The 14,155-nt window shown below is 73.3% G+C and carries 12 protein-coding genes and 1 tRNA gene; 11 read left to right on the forward strand and 2 right to left on the reverse strand.

From position 1 onward, the window contains the following. The first annotated feature begins 70 nt into the window (after window positions 1-70). Both JOE43_RS07735 and recR read left to right on the forward strand, forming a co-directional pair. A complete protein-coding gene (locus JOE43_RS07735; protein ID WP_209516649.1) occupies window positions 71-2,488 on the forward strand; it encodes a DNA polymerase III subunit gamma and tau in 2,418 nt (805 codons plus the stop codon). Between the two features lie 3 nt (window positions 2,489-2,491). Next, window positions 2,492-3,091: a recombination mediator RecR gene (gene recR / locus JOE43_RS07740; RefSeq protein WP_209516652.1), complete on the forward strand. Its 600-nt coding sequence runs from the start codon at window positions 2,492-2,494 to the stop codon at window positions 3,089-3,091. A gap of 24 nt (window positions 3,092-3,115) precedes the next feature. On the opposite strand, the gene JOE43_RS07745 is transcribed toward recR, so the two are convergent. Then, window positions 3,116-3,922, reverse strand: a complete 807-nt coding sequence (locus tag JOE43_RS07745; RefSeq protein ID WP_209516655.1) for a DUF1206 domain-containing protein — start codon at window positions 3,920-3,922, stop codon at window positions 3,116-3,118. A 134-nt stretch (window positions 3,923-4,056) separates the two neighbouring features. Here JOE43_RS07745 and JOE43_RS07750 point away from each other — a divergent pair, with 134 nt between their 5' ends. From JOE43_RS07750 to JOE43_RS07790, 9 genes are all read left to right on the forward strand, one after another. Further along, complete coding sequence (locus JOE43_RS07750) at window positions 4,057-5,322, forward strand: aspartate kinase (RefSeq protein ID WP_056053143.1); 1,266 nt, start codon at window positions 4,057-4,059, stop codon at window positions 5,320-5,322. 72 nt (window positions 5,323-5,394) lie between these two features. Further along, the gene (locus tag JOE43_RS07755) at window positions 5,395-6,465 is read left to right on the forward strand and encodes an aspartate-semialdehyde dehydrogenase (protein ID WP_209516658.1); all 1,071 of its coding nucleotides are present in this window, start codon (window positions 5,395-5,397) and stop codon (window positions 6,463-6,465) included. A 67-nt stretch (window positions 6,466-6,532) separates the two neighbouring features. Beyond that, a complete protein-coding gene (locus tag JOE43_RS07760; RefSeq protein ID WP_209516661.1) occupies window positions 6,533-7,216 on the forward strand; it encodes an SGNH/GDSL hydrolase family protein in 684 nt (227 codons plus the stop codon). Between the two features lie 115 nt (window positions 7,217-7,331). Then, window positions 7,332-8,813, forward strand: a complete 1,482-nt coding sequence (locus JOE43_RS07765) for a malate:quinone oxidoreductase (RefSeq protein WP_209516664.1) — start codon at window positions 7,332-7,334, stop codon at window positions 8,811-8,813. Between the two features lie 46 nt (window positions 8,814-8,859). Next, window positions 8,860-9,972 (forward strand): Rv2578c family radical SAM protein, encoded by a 1,113-nt coding sequence (locus JOE43_RS07770; protein WP_209516668.1) that lies wholly within the window; start codon window positions 8,860-8,862, stop codon window positions 9,970-9,972. Between the two features lie 126 nt (window positions 9,973-10,098). Then, window positions 10,099-11,376, forward strand: a complete 1,278-nt coding sequence (locus JOE43_RS07775; RefSeq protein ID WP_209516671.1) for a sensor histidine kinase — start codon at window positions 10,099-10,101, stop codon at window positions 11,374-11,376. After that, entirely contained in the window at window positions 11,373-12,515 is a 1,143-nt protein-coding gene (locus JOE43_RS07780; RefSeq protein WP_209516673.1) for a hypothetical protein, read from the forward strand. Before JOE43_RS07775 ends, JOE43_RS07780 begins: the two co-directional genes overlap by 4 nt. Beyond that, on the forward strand, window positions 12,502-13,251 hold the full coding sequence (locus tag JOE43_RS07785; RefSeq protein WP_082514262.1) for a response regulator: 750 nt from the start codon (window positions 12,502-12,504) through the stop codon (window positions 13,249-13,251). Before JOE43_RS07780 ends, JOE43_RS07785 begins: the two co-directional genes overlap by 14 nt. Then, complete coding sequence (locus tag JOE43_RS07790) at window positions 13,251-13,856, forward strand: thymidine kinase (protein ID WP_209516675.1); 606 nt, start codon at window positions 13,251-13,253, stop codon at window positions 13,854-13,856. The genes JOE43_RS07785 and JOE43_RS07790 overlap by 1 nt, the downstream gene beginning before the upstream one ends. A gap of 207 nt (window positions 13,857-14,063) precedes the next feature. Here JOE43_RS07790 and JOE43_RS07795 read toward each other — a convergent pair. Further along, window positions 14,064-14,137 (reverse strand) — tRNA-Pro (locus JOE43_RS07795). Between the last annotated feature and the right edge of the window lie 18 nt (window positions 14,138-14,155).

Raw genomic sequence — 14,155 nt, forward strand, 5'->3', positions numbered from 1 at the left:
CCGTCGCCGTGCCCGGCGGGCGGTCGCCCGGCCGGGTCGCCGTGTCGGTGGCGGCGGCTACTCTTGGGGGGTGGTCACCGCCCTGTATCGCCGTTACCGGCCAGAGAACTTCGCCGAGCTGATCGGGCAGTCGCAGGTGACGGATCCCCTCCGCACGGCGCTCCGCACCGACCGCGTCAACCACGCGTACCTCTTCAGCGGCCCGCGGGGCTGCGGCAAGACGACGTCCGCGCGCATCCTCGCCCGCTGCCTCAACTGCGCCGAGGGCCCCACCGACACCCCGTGCGGCGTCTGCCCCTCCTGCGTCGAGCTCGCGCGCGACGGCGGCGGCTCGCTCGACGTGATCGAGATCGACGCGGCCAGCCACAACGGCGTCGACGACGCCCGCGACATCCGCGACCGCGCCGTCTTCGCCCCGGCCCGCGACCGCTTCAAGATCTTCATCCTCGACGAGGCGCACATGGTGACCCCCCAGGGGTTCAACGCGCTGCTGAAGGTCGTGGAGGAGCCGCCGGAGCACGTCAAGTTCATCTTCGCGACGACGGAGCCCGACAAGGTCATCGGCACGATCCGCTCGCGCACGCACCACTACCCCTTCCGCCTCGTGCCCCCGGCGCAGATGCTCGAGTACGTCCAGGAGCTCAGCGCGAGCGAGCAGGTCGCGGCCGCCCCCGGCGTGCTGCCCCTCGTGGTCCGGGCCGGGGGAGGCTCGGTGCGCGACACCCTGTCGCTGCTCGACCAGCTGATGGCCGGCAGCGACGACGGCGGCATCGACTACGAGCGCGCGGTGGCGCTGCTCGGCTACACGCACGCCTCGCTCCTCGACGACGTCGTCGAGGCCCTGGGGGCCCGTGACGGCGCCGCGGCCTTCGCGGCCGTCGACCGGGTCGTCCAGACCGGGCAAGATCCCCGGCGCTTCGTCGAGGACCTCCTCGAGCGCCTCCGCGACCTCATCGTGGTCGGCGCGACCGTCGAGGGCGCCGCCGCCGTGCTGCGCGGCGTCACGCCGGAGGAGCTCGACCGGCTCACGGCCCAGTCGCACGCCTTCGGCGCCGCGGAGCTCTCCCGCTCGGCCGACGTCGTCAACCGCGCCCTCACCGACATGACCGGGGCGACCTCTCCCCGCCTGCACCTCGAGCTGATGATCGCGCGCGTGCTCGTGCCGGAGTCCGACGAGACCACCCGCGGCGCGCTCGCCCGGGTCGAGCGCCTGGAGCGCCGGGTCGGCGTCGACGGCGGAGCGGAGCCCGCGCGGGGCGCAGCGCCCGCGACGTCGCAGCCCGCCGGCCGCGGCACGGCCCCGGCAGCGCCGCGAGCGTCGGCGCCCGGCCAGGTCGAGTCGGCCCCCGCCGCGTCGTCCTCGACGTCGTCGGCGTCGCCCGCCTCGGCGGCCGAGGCCTGGTCGTCGGTCGCCCCCGTCGCCCCCTCCGCGACCCCGGCTCGCGAGGGCGCCGACCCCGCCGCGAGCGAGCCGGCCCCGCCGAGCGCTCCGCACTCCGCGGCCTGGGCCCAGGCCCCCGCCGTCGAGAACGCGGTGCCGCCGGAGCCCGAGCGTGCCTCGTCGCCGGTCGGGCCGGTCAGCCTCCAGCAGCTGCGCGACGCCTGGCCGGAGATCGTCGAGGTCGTCGAGAAGTCGAAGCGGACGGCGTGGATGGTCGTCGTCACCGCCACCGTGCAGGCCTTCGCCGACGACGTCCTGACGCTGACCTTCCCGAGCGCGCACGACGTCGAGAGCTTCAAGAAGCCCCAGGGCGCCGGCGACGGCGTCAGCGAGCACCTGCGACGCGCCATCCAGCACGTGCTCGGCGTCAAGGTGAAGTACATCGCCCGGGTCGAGGGCCCGACCGACGCCCCGGGCGCGCCCACGGGCGCGTCGGCGACGCCCGTGGCTCCTGCGCCCGTCGAGGCGCCGGCGGCCGCTCCTGCCCCTGCCCCTGCTCCGGTGGCCGCCGCTCCTGCCGCGACCGCCCCGGTCGACGCTCCGGCTCGCCGGGAGGCGCCCGTCGTCGCGCCGGCACCGGCCCGGCCCGCGGAGTCCGCCGGGGCGCCGGCCGCCTCGGCTCCGACGGCCGCTCCGGCCCGCCGCCCCGCCGCGGCCCCGACGCGGGCGACGTCGTCCGACCCGGTCACCGGCTGGGACGTCGCGCCGATCCCGCAGTCGGCTCCGCCCGAGCCCGACGAGCCCGAGCACATCACCGAGGAGCCCCCGGGAGGCGTGCCCACCGTCGACGCCGCGCCCCCGCCCGCCGAGGCCGTCGCCCCGCGCACGGCGCCGACCGCCTCGGGCACCGGGCCGGCCCCCGAGGCTCGACCCGCGACTCCCGCCGGTCCGCCCGCGGCCGCCCGACGGGCCGCCGCCGGCGACCCGCGTCGCGGCATCCCGAACGGCTCGCGCTACGGCGAGGCCGTCGTGCGCGAGATCCTGGGCGCCCAGTTCATCGAAGAAGAGACGGTCGCCCCCCGCGTCACGCCTCAGAGAAGCGAGTAGCCCGTGTACGAGGGAATCGTCCAGGAGCTGATCGACGAGTTCGGTCGCCTCCCGGGCATCGGGCCGAAGTCGGCGCAGCGCATCGCCTTCCACATCCTGCAGAGCGAGTCGTTCGACACGACGCGGCTCTCGGAGCTGCTGATGGACGTCAAGACGAAGGTGCGGTTCTGCGAGGTCTGCGGCAACGTCACCGAGCAGGAGACCTGCGTGATCTGCCGTGATCCGCGCCGGTCGCCCGCGACGATCTGCGTCGTCGAGGAAGCGAAGGACGTCCAGGCGATCGAGCGCACCCGCGAGTTCCGCGGTCTCTACCACGTGCTCGGCGGGGCGATCAGCCCCATCGACGGCATCGGGCCCGACGACCTGCGCATCCGGCAGCTCGTGCAGCGCCTCGCCGACGACACCGTCCAGGAGGTCATCATCGCGACCGACCCGAACCTGGAGGGGGAGGCCACCGCGACCTACCTCTCGCGGATGCTCGCCCCGTTCGGGCTCCGCGTCACGAGGCTCGCCTCGGGCCTGCCGGTCGGCGGCGACCTGGAGTACGCCGACGAGGTCACGCTCGGCCGTGCCTTCGAGGGGCGCCGGGTCGTCGGCGAGTAGCCGAGGGCCGACCGAGCCCGACGGTCAGAGCCGGGCGCGGCGGGCCCGGACGAAGCTGTAGAGGCCGAACGCCACGAGCCCGACCGCGACGGCCGTGAGCACGACCGTGCCGAACGGCAGCTCGGCCAGCGACCGCAGGGCCCCGTCGAGCCCGCTGGCCTCCTCCGGGTCGGAGGTGATCGCCGCCACGCCGAAGAGCACGCCGACGACGGCCAGGGCGACGCCCTTCGCGACGTAGCCGGCCACGCCGAGCCCGACGGTCGCCCGCCCGGCGCTGCCCGACGGCACGACGAGGTCCTGGCGGAACTTCTGCCTGACCCCCTTGACCACGAAGTAGACGCCGACGGCGACGATCGCGAGGGCCAGCACGACGAGGAGCACGACGCCGCCGGGCGTCGCGATCAGCCGCGCGCTCAGCGACTCGGTCTGGTCGGAGCTGTCGGAGGAGCCGCCCCGGGCGAAGGTGAACGCGGTGGCGCCGACGGCGAGGTAGGCGACGCCCTTGCCGCCCTCCTTGGCCCGCGCGCCCCACGCCTCCCCGTCGGTCCCGCGCACCAGTGCGGCCTCGAGCAGCTGGAAGAGGCCCAGGGCCCAGAGCCCGACGACGATCACCCAGAGCACGACGGCCCCGGCGGGCTGCGCCGCGAGCTGGCCGAGGGCGCCGCCCTGGTCGGCCTCGCCCCCGCCGCCGAAGGCGATGCCCACGGCGATGCCGCCGATGAGCACGTGCAGCACGCCGTTCATGGCGAAGCCCACGCGGGCGAGGGTCTGGAGGGCGCGGCTGTCCTGGACCCGCGAGGCGGCTCCGCGGGCGTCGTCGGTGTCGGGCATGCCCCCACCGTACGGGGAGCGCGGCGTCGCGGGCCGCGCGACGTCACACGGTGCGCGCGCCGTTAGGATCGGACCACGCCCGCGCGGGCCCCGCCCGCCGCGAGCGGCCCCTCGTACCCGTCCCTGGAGTCACCGTGAGCTTGATCGTGCAGAAATTCGGCGGGTCGTCCGTCGCCGACGCCGAGAGCATCAAGCGCGTGGCCAAGCGCATCGTCGAGACCCGCAAGGCGGGCAACGACGTCGTGGTCGCCGTCAGCGCCATGGGCGACACGACCGACGAGCTGCTCGACCTCGCCCACGAGGTCACGCCGATCCCCGGGGGCCGCGAGCTCGACATGCTGCTCACCGCGGGCGAGCGCATCAGCATGGCCCTGCTCGCCATGGCCATCCGCAGCCTCGGCGTCGAGGCCCGCTCGTACACCGGCAGCCAGGCAGGCATGCTCACCGACGCACAGCACGGCAAGGCCCGCATCGTCGACGTCACGCCCGGCCGCATCCGCGACGCGCTCGACGCCGGGTCGGTCGCGATCGTCGCCGGCTTCCAGGGCTTCAACCGCACGACCGGCGACATCACCACCCTCGGCCGGGGCGGCAGCGACACGACGGCCGTGGCGCTCGCCGCGGCGCTCGACGCCGACGTCTGCGAGATCTACACCGACGTGGACGGCATCTTCACCGCCGACCCCCGCGTCGTGCCCAAGGCCCGCAAGCTCGACCGCATCACCAGCGAGGAGATGCTCGAGCTCGCCGCCGCGGGGTCGAAGGTGCTGTACATCCGGGCCGTCGAGTACGCCCGGCGGCACGGTGTCACCCTGCACGTGCGCTCGTCGTTCCACAACGGCGAGGGCACGCTGGTCGTCAACCCGAAAGAGGGAGAGAACGTGGAAGAGCCCATCATCAGCGGCGTCGCCGGAGACCTCAGCGAGGGCAAGATCACGGTCGTCGGCGTGCCCGACGTGCCCGGCAAGGCCGCGCAGATCTTCCGCACGGTCGCCAAGACCGGCGCCAACATCGACATGATCGTGCAGAACATCTCGGCGGCGTCGACGAGCCGCACCGACATCTCGTTCACGCTGCCGAAGTCCGAGGGCGCGACCGTGCTCCAGGCGCTCGAGTCCGACCGGGCCGAGATCGGCTTCGAGTCGCTCCAGTACGACGACCAGATCGGCAAGCTCGCGCTCGTCGGCGCGGGCATGCGCACGAACGCCGGCGTCTCGGCACGCCTCTTCACGGCCCTCTTCGAGGCCGGCATCAACATCGAGATGATCTCGACCAGCGAGATCCGCATCTCGGTCGTCACCCGGGCCGACACGCTCGCCGACGCCCTCCGCGTCGTGCACACCGCGTTCGAGCTCGACGGCGACGTCGAGGCCGTCGTCTGGGCCGGCACCGGCCGCTGACCGCGCCGCCCGGCTCAGCCCCCGACTCCGCCCCGCCCCGTCCCCGCACCACCCGTCACGAAGGAGCACGAGATGTCCGACACCCTGCGCGAGGGAGGGCTGCGCGTCGGCGTGGTCGGCGCCACCGGCCAGGTCGGCAAGGTCATGCGGAAGCTGCTCGACGAGCGCGACTTCCCGCTGCGCGAGATCCGCTTCTTCGCGACGGCGCGCTCCGCCGGCACGACCCTGTCGTTCCGCGGCGTCGACGTCGTCGTCGAGGACGTCGAGACCGCCGACCCGACGGGCCTCGACATCGCCCTGTTCTCCGCCGGTGCGACCGGCAGCCGGGCGCACGCCCCGCGCTTCGCGGCCGCGGGCGTGCTGGTCATCGACAACTCGAGCGCCTTCCGGATGGACCCGGAGGTGCCCCTCGTCGTCAGCGAGGTGAACCCCCACGCCATCGACCAGGCCGTCAAGGGCATCATCGCCAACCCGAACTGCACGACGATGGCCGCGATGCCCGTCCTCAAGGTCCTCGACGCGGAGGCGACCCTCGAGCGCCTGATCGTCAGCACCTACCAGGCGGTCAGCGGCAGCGGGCTCGCCGGCGCCGACGAGCTGCTCGGCCAGGTGCGGGCCGCCCTCGAGGGCGACACGGCCGGCCTCGTCCACGACGGAGGCGCGGTGCAGATGCCGGAGCCCGCCGTCTACGTGCGCCCCATCGCCTTCGACGTCATCCCGCTCGCCGGCTCGATCGTCGACGACGGCCTCGACGAGACCGACGAGGAGAAGAAGCTCCGCAACGAGAGCCGCAAGATCCTCGAGCGCCCCGACCTGCGGGTCAGCGGCACCTGCGTGCGCGTGCCGGTCTTCACGGGTCACTCGCTCTCGATCAACGCCGAGTTCGCCGACGCGATCACGGTGGCCCGGGCGAAGGAGCTCCTCGCCGACGCCCCCGGCGTCGTGCTGACCGACGTGCCGACGCCGCTCCAGGCCGCGGGCTCCGACCCGTCGTACGTGGGTCGCATCCGGCGAGACGAGGGTGTGCCCGGCGACCGTGGCCTCGCCCTCTTCATCAGCAACGACAACCTCCGCAAGGGCGCGGCCCTGAACGCGGTGCAGATCGCGGAGATCGTCGCGGCCCGACGCCTCGCCGACGCCTGAGCCCGGCAGGGGAGCGGGGGAGGCGCGGGGCACCGAACCCGCGCCTCCCGCGCTCCGAACAGCGAGAGTGACCCGTCTCGCCCGCTCCCTCGTCGTCGTCGCGACGGCCGTCCTCCTCCTCACCGGCTGCGCGCCCGACCCCGCAGCGCCGTCGGCCGGCGACGGCCGGGCCGGCGTCCCCGACGGAGACGGGCCGGTCGTCTCCTTCTACGGCGACTCGTACACCCTGGGCACCGGCGCGAGCGACCCGTCGAAGCGGTGGTCGACCGTCGTCAGCGCGGAGCGCGGCTGGCGGGAGCACAACGAGAGCGTGAACGGCCTGGGCTTCGTGAACAACCGGACGTCGTTCGAGGGCGGCGACCTGCCCGGCCAGGTGATCGCGGCCGACCCCGACATCGTCATCGTCACGATGGGGCTCAACGACGCCTTCTCGTACGACCGCAGCGCCGACGAGATCCACGAGCAGATCGGCGTCGACCTGCACCGCCTCGACGACGCCCTGCCCGAGGCGCGCTTCGTCGTCGTCGAGCCGTTCTGGTACACCGACGAGCGGCCCGAGAGCGTCGACGTCATCGCCGGCTGGGTGCGGGAGGCGGCCGACGAGATCGACGCCGACCAGGTGCCGGGGGCCTCGCGCTGGCTGACCGGCCACCCGGAGTGGATGGCGGCCGACGGGCTGCACCCGAACGACGACGGCTACGCCGAGCTGGCACGGCGCATGGACGAGGAGCTGACCGGGCTCGGGCTCTGACCGGGGTCGGGCACCGACCGGCGGGGCGTCGGCGGGTCGTTCGACGTCGAGAGGCCTGCGCCGCCAGCCCGGGGCCGCTCGCCCCGCCGTGGGCGCGTCGGCCTAGACTGACGCCGTGACCGATGCACCGAAGCCAGTCGACGTCGCCCTGATCGGGGCGGGCATCATGAGCGCCACCCTCGGCGCGATGATCAAGCAGCTCGAGCCGACGTGGACGATCCAGATCTACGAGGCCCTCGGCGACGTGGCCCAGGAGTCGAGCAACCCCTGGAACAACGCGGGCACCGGCCACTCCGCGCTCTGTGAGCTGAACTACACGCCCGAGCGCTCCGACGGCACGATCGACATCAGCAGCGCGGTCAAGGTCAACGAGCAGTTCCAGGTCTCGCGGCAGTTCTGGTCGCACCTCGTCGCCGAGGGCGCCCTGCCCGACCCGTCCGCCTTCATCTCGTCGACGCCCCACATGAGCTTCGTCTGGGGCGAGAAGAACGTCGAGTACCTGCGCAAGCGCCACGAGGCCCTGCGCGACCACCCGCTCTTCCGCGGTCTCGAGTTCAGCACCGACGCCTCCGTCATCCGCTCGTGGGCCCCCGTGCTCATCCCCGGCCGCTCGAAGGGGCAGCCGATCGCCGCGACCCGCATCGAGGCCGGCACCGACGTCGACTTCGGGGCGCTGACCCGGCTGCTCATCGAGCACCTCGAGGCGAACGACGCCCGGCTCGAGCTCGACCACCGCGTGACGGGCCTCAAGAAGCTCGGCGACGGCACCTGGCGCATCAAGATGCGCAAGCAGGTCGGCGGCACGCCCACGACGGTCGACGCCCGCTTCGTCTTCGTGGGGGCCGGGGGAGGCGCGCTGCACCTCCTGCAGAAGTCGCGCATCGACGAGATCAAGGGCTTCGGCGGCTTCCCGGTCAGCGGCGAGTTCCTCCGCACCGACGACCCCGAGGTCGTCGCCAAGCACCGCGCGAAGGTCTACGGAAAGGCCGCCGTCGGGTCACCGCCCATGTCGGTGCCGCACCTCGACACCCGCATCGTCGACGGCGAGGCGAGCCTGATGTTCGGGCCCTACGCCGGCTTCAGCCCGAAGTTCCTGAAGAACGGGTCGGTGCTCGACCTCGTGCTGTCGATCCGCCCGCACAACCTCTACCCGATGATCCGGGCGGGCCTCGCCAACCTCGGGCTGGTGAAGTACCTCGTCGGCCAGCTGGCCGCGAGCAAGGAGACCAAGTTCGAGGCGCTGCGCGAGTTCATGCCCGACGCCGACCCCGCCGACTGGTACCGCATCACCGCGGGCCAGCGGGTCCAGGTGATCAAGCGCGACGCGGAGAAGGGCGGGGTGCTGCAGTTCGGCACCGAGGTCGTCGCCGCGGCGGACGGCAGCATCGCCGGCCTCCTCGGCGCCTCGCCCGGTGCCTCGACGGCCGTCCCGATCATGCTCGACGTGCTGGAGCGCTGCTTCCCCGACCGCATCGCGGGCTGGACGCCGATGCTCCGCCGCCTCGTGCCGACCTACGGCGAGGCCGTCGCGACGGACGAGCAGCGGGCCGCCGCCACCCTCGGCGCCACGGCGGAGGCGCTCCGCATCCACGCCTGACCCGCTCACGAGCGACGCTCGCTCGAACGTGTGTTCTAATGGACGCATGCGGTGGAGCGGGCAGGCGATGGCGACGGAGAGCGACTCCGCCCTGCCCGGGCTCGCGAAGCTGTCGAACCTCGTGGCGTCGGTCACGACGCCGGAGTTCGCCGGCGTCACCTTCCACGAGATCCTCGCCAAGAGCGCGCTGAACCGCGTGCCCGGCGGAGACAGCGCCCTGCCGTTCGGCTGGACGGTCAACCCGTACCGGGGGTGCAGCCACGCCTGCGTCTACTGCTTCGCCCGGCCCACCCACGAGTACCTCGACCTCGACGGCGGCGACGACTTCGACCGTCAGATCGTCGTCAAGGTCAACGTCGCCGAGGTCCTGGCCCGCGAGCTGGCACGGCCGTCCTGGCAGCGTCACCCGGTCGCCCTCGGCACGAACACCGACCCGTACCAGCGGGCGGAGGGGCGCTACCGCCTCATGCCGGGCATCATCGCAGCGCTGGCCGACTCGGGCACGCCGTTCAGCATCCTGACGAAGGGCACCCTCCTCCGGCGCGACCTCCCGCTGCTGGCGGAGGCGGCGGAGCACGTGCCGGTCGACATCGCGATGTCGGTGGCCGTCCACGACGACGAGCTGCAGCAGTCGATCGAGCCGGGCACGCCGACGACCGCGGCCCGGCTCGCCACCGTCCGGGCCGCGACCGACGCGGGCCTCCGCTGCTCCGTGTTCATGATGCCGGTGCTGCCGTACCTCACCGACACCCGCGAGCACCTCACCACGGCGCTCGAGGCCGTCCGCGACTCCGGGGCCACCACCGTGCTCTACAGCGCGCTGCACCTCAAGCCCGGGGTGAAGGAGTGGTTCTTCGCCTGGCTCGAGCGCGAGCACCCGGAGCTGCTGCCGAAGTACCGCGAGCTCTACGCGCACGGGACCTACGCGCCCACGGGGTACCGCCGCTGGCTCGCGGGGCGCATGCGGCCGCTGCTGGCCCAGCACGGGCTCCAGCGCGGCGAGGCCGACCCCTCGACGGGGACGACCAGGTCGCGGGCGCTCGACGACGCGGAGCAGTCGCTGCGGCTGATGAACCTCACCCCGACGTCGGCTCCCCGGTCCCTCCTGGCAGAGGAGCTCCCGCGCGGCGCGCGCTCGGCGCAGCCGCGGCTCTTCTGAGCGACCGGGGCACAGATCGCGACCCTCCTCCGAGTCGATCCGGGGGTGGCCCCAGATAACGGGGTACATGAGCCGGTCCGTGTTCTGGCATGATCATCAGGCCAGCCACGGAGCGAAGGAGGCACGGTGCTGCTCGGACTGCCCGCCCACCTCGCTCCCCAGAGCACCGGTCGCGCGCTCGCGCGCTCCTGCCACGTGATCGCGTGCGTCGTCCTCACCGGCGCGGCCCTCCTGCTCGTCAGCAACCAGGTGGGCATGCCGTCGCTCATCCTGTGGCCCGCGCTCGTCGCGGTCGTGACGATGGCGGCGCTCGTCTTCGTCGTCGTGGCCTCCCGCAGCGCCACGAGCTACGCGGCCTACCTCCTCCTCGGCTCGGCGTGCCTCTACTGGTACGCGCTCACCCTCTTCGCCCAGGTCCCGTCGATCCAGGCCTCCGACGCCTTCTCGTTGACGCTCCCCAAGATCGCTCTCGTCATGGTGGGGGCGAGCGGGGTGCGTCCGCGACACAGCATCGCCTGGGCGACGGGCGGCCTCGTGCTCGGCGAGGTGGCCACCCAGCTCGCGACGTGGCAGACCGGCTCCGCCCCCAAGGTCGACGTGACGACGGTGGTGGCCTGGGCGGTCGTGGTCGCCACGCTCGGCTACGCCCTCGTCGCCCGTGACCGGGCCCGGCGGGCCCAGCCGAGCATCCACCGCGCCGCCGTCGACCAGCAGCTCCAGAGCATCCGCCACGACATGGAGCAGCAGGCTGCGGCGCTCGTCCACGACACCGTCCTCAACCACCTCGCCGCCGTCGCGACGGCGGGCCCCGGGCGGCTCGACCCGTCGCTGGCCTCGTCGATGGCGTCGGACCTCGAGACCCTGGTCGGTCAGGAGTGGCTCCGCGACCCCGCCCCGCCGGGGGTCGACGCCGCGACGGCCGAGTGGGACGACAGCCAGCTCGCGCGCGCGGTCGAGCAGGGGCGTGCCCGGGGGCTGGAGATCGGCGTCACGGGCGACGTCGCGGCCGTGGCCCGCCTGGCGCCGGTGGTGGGCCAGGCGCTCGGCCTGGCCGTCACCCAGTGCCTGACGAACGTCGAGAAGCACAGCGGCGTGCGGCGCGCGGAGGTCGTCGTCTACGGCGACGGCGGAGAGCTCTCGGTGATGGTCATCGACGACGGTGCGGGCTTCGACCAGGACACGGTGCCGCGTGACCGGCTCGGCCTCAGCAACTCGGTCAGGGCACGCATGGAGCGCGTCGGGGGCTCGGCGCAGGTCTGGTCGTCACCGGGCAGCGGGACCTCGGTCGTCATCCGCGTGCCGGCGACCGGCCCCGACGGGCCCGGCGACACGGTGCCGGTCGCCGGCGCCGACGGGGCCACGGGTGACGTGCGCTCGGACGGCCGGACGGACGACGCCGCGTGACCGACCGAGAGCGCACGCCGCAGCAGGTCGACCCCGTGGGGGCCCTCGCCTCCCGCCCGGTCTCGCTGATCACCGTCCTGGCGGCCCTCGTCGTGGCCGTGTCGGCGACCCTGAGCGGGCGCGCCCAGATCGTCGACCCGGCAGCGGCGGTGGGCGCCGTCGCGGCCCTCGCGGCGGCGGGGCTCGTCCTGGTGCTCTCCGCCAGCCCGCTCCGAGCCCCCTTCCGGCGTCGTTCCCTGGTGGCCGTCGTGGTGCTCTCCTGCGCCGCCGTGGCCCTCGAGGCGCTCGGGCTCCTCGGGCAGAACGAGCTCGTCCGCGACGACTGGTCGTCGCTCGCGGTCGGCGTCCTGCTGCTCGGCGTCGCCCCCTACCGGCCCGCCGTCGAGATCCTCGCCGCCGGCCTCGTCGTGGCGGTCGTCGTCGCCGCGGTCGTCCTGCTCGAACGGCCCTGGTTCGTGACCGCCGTGCCGACCACGACGTTCGTCATCGTCGCCGTCGTGCCGGTCGTGGCCCTCTCCGCGGCCGCCGCCTCCTTCTCCCGCACCTTCACCCTCCTGGTCGAGCGGTGGATCGACCGTGCGACGACCTTCCGCCGCGCCAGCGCCGACGAGCTGCGGGCGAGCATCGCGCGGTCGGTGCAGCAGGACCGCGTCACCATCCTGAACCGCGACGTCGTCCCGTTCTTCGCGTCCCTCGTCGACCGCGGGGCGGTCACGGCCGCCGACGCGCAGCGCGCCCGGGACATCGCCGACCAGCTGCGGGTGTCCATGGTGGCGGAGGCCGACCGGTCGTGGCTCGAGCACCTCTTCGTCAGCCCGACGAGCGGAGTCTCCGGGATCGTGGTCGACCCCGACTTCGTGGCCTCCGCGATGACCCCCGACCACCGTACGTCGCTGCGCGCCCTCCTCGTCGCCTTCGGCGAGCGTGACGGCGTCCAGGCCGACGACGTCCGGGTCGACCTGCGTCGGGTCGACGAGCGCGTCGAGGCCCTCGTCAGCGTCCCGACCACGGTGGGGGAGTTCGTCGTCCGTCGGCGCTTCGCCCCGTGGTTCGCCGTGCTCCGCATCGTCTTCGGCGACCTGCAGGTCGACGCCACCTCACCCCTCCTGACACTAAGGTTTTCTTATGACCAGCACTGAGTCGAGCGGTCGCTCGTCCCTCCGCCCGGGCTTCGGCAGGCCCGCCGCCGCCCCGTCGTGGAGCACGGTCGGCCCCGGCGACGAGACGCCCGCGACGCGCCGGGTGCGCCTCGCCATCCTCGACGACCACGAGGTCCTCCTGGACAGCCTCTCGAGCTGGATCAACGTCAACGCCTACGACTTCGACCTCGTGCTCACGGCGCACACGTGGCTGCAGCTGGTCCACAGCGACAACTTCCCGACCGACCTCGTGTTCCTCGACTTCCAGCTCAAGGAGCCCGTCTCGATCGAGGCGCGGGTCCGCACCTGCCGCGCCGCCGGCGCGAAGGTCGTCGTCCTGTCGAGCCTCGACACGCGGGAGTCGCGGGAGCGCGCGCTCGACGCCGGCGCCAGCGCGTTCCTGTCGAAGTCGCTGCCCATGCGCGAGGTGATGGACGCCGCGCGCCAGGTGATGGGCGTCGCCCGCGACTCGTCGCCGCAGCGCGACTGGCGGCCGCTCCCGGTCGGCGCCACGAACCAGAGCCGGCCCAAGCTGAGCGCCGGGGAGGCCGAGGCCTTCCGTCTGTACGTGTCGGGCTTCAGCACGAACGAGGTCGCCGCGCAGATGAACGTCCAGTACGAGACGGCGAAGACGTACCTGCGCCGGGTGCGCGAGAAGTACGCCAAGGCCAACCGGCCGGCGAGCAAGAAGAGCGAGCTGATCCGTCGGGCGGCGGAGGACGGCTACCTCCAGTAGTGGCGAAGCTCTACTTCCGCTACGGGGCCATGAACAGCGGCAAGAGCACGGCTCTGCTGCAGGCGGCCTTCAACTACGAGGAGCGCGGCCAGCGCGTCCTGCTGGCCAAGCCCCGGGTCGACACGAAGGGCGACGACGCGGTCGTGTCGCGGCTCGGCGTCACGCGGACCGTCGACGTGACGTTCGCGCCCGGTGACGACGTGCTGGCGGTGTTCTGCGCCGAGCGAGCCCGCGTGCGCGACGAGACCGGCTCCGACCTCGCGTGCCTGCTGGTCGACGAGGTGCAGTTCCTGTCGCCGGGGCAGGTCGACGACCTGCTCCGCATCGCCGTGCTGGAGGGCGTGCCCGTGCTGGCCTACGGCATCCGGACGGACTTCCGGACACTGGCGTTCCCGGGGAGCCGGCGCCTGATGGAGGTGTCGCACAGCCTGGAGGAGCTGAAGACGATCTGCCGCTGCGGGAGGAAGGCCGTCTTCAACGCCCGCAAGGTCGGCGACCGGTTCGTCTTCGACGGCGACCAGGTGGCCATCGACGGCGAGCAGGTGACGTACGAGTCGCTCTGCGGCGCCTGCTACCTCGCCGAGAGCGGCGGCCGCCTGGCCTGACCCGGCCCGCGCCTCCCTGCGTCGTCGAGGAAGCACAGACCGACGAGAAGGCCGGACCGACAGGGCCCAGCCCTCTCGTCAGCGTCGTGGAGAAAGCACAGACGACAAGAAGGCTGGACCCGCAGGGTCCAGCCTTCCCTTCAGCGTCGTGAAGAAAGCACAGAACGACGAATGGCTGGACCCTGAGGTCCAGCCATTCGTCGTGTGTCGGGGTAGCGGGATTCGAACCCACGACCTCCTCGTCCCGAACGAGGCGCGCTACCAAGCTGCGCCACACCCCGTCGTCTCGATCGGCATCT

It is taken from the genome of Frigoribacterium sp. PvP121 (genome assembly GCF_017833115.1).
GTDB classification, from domain to species: Bacteria; Actinomycetota; Actinomycetes; order Actinomycetales; family Microbacteriaceae; genus Frigoribacterium; species Frigoribacterium endophyticum.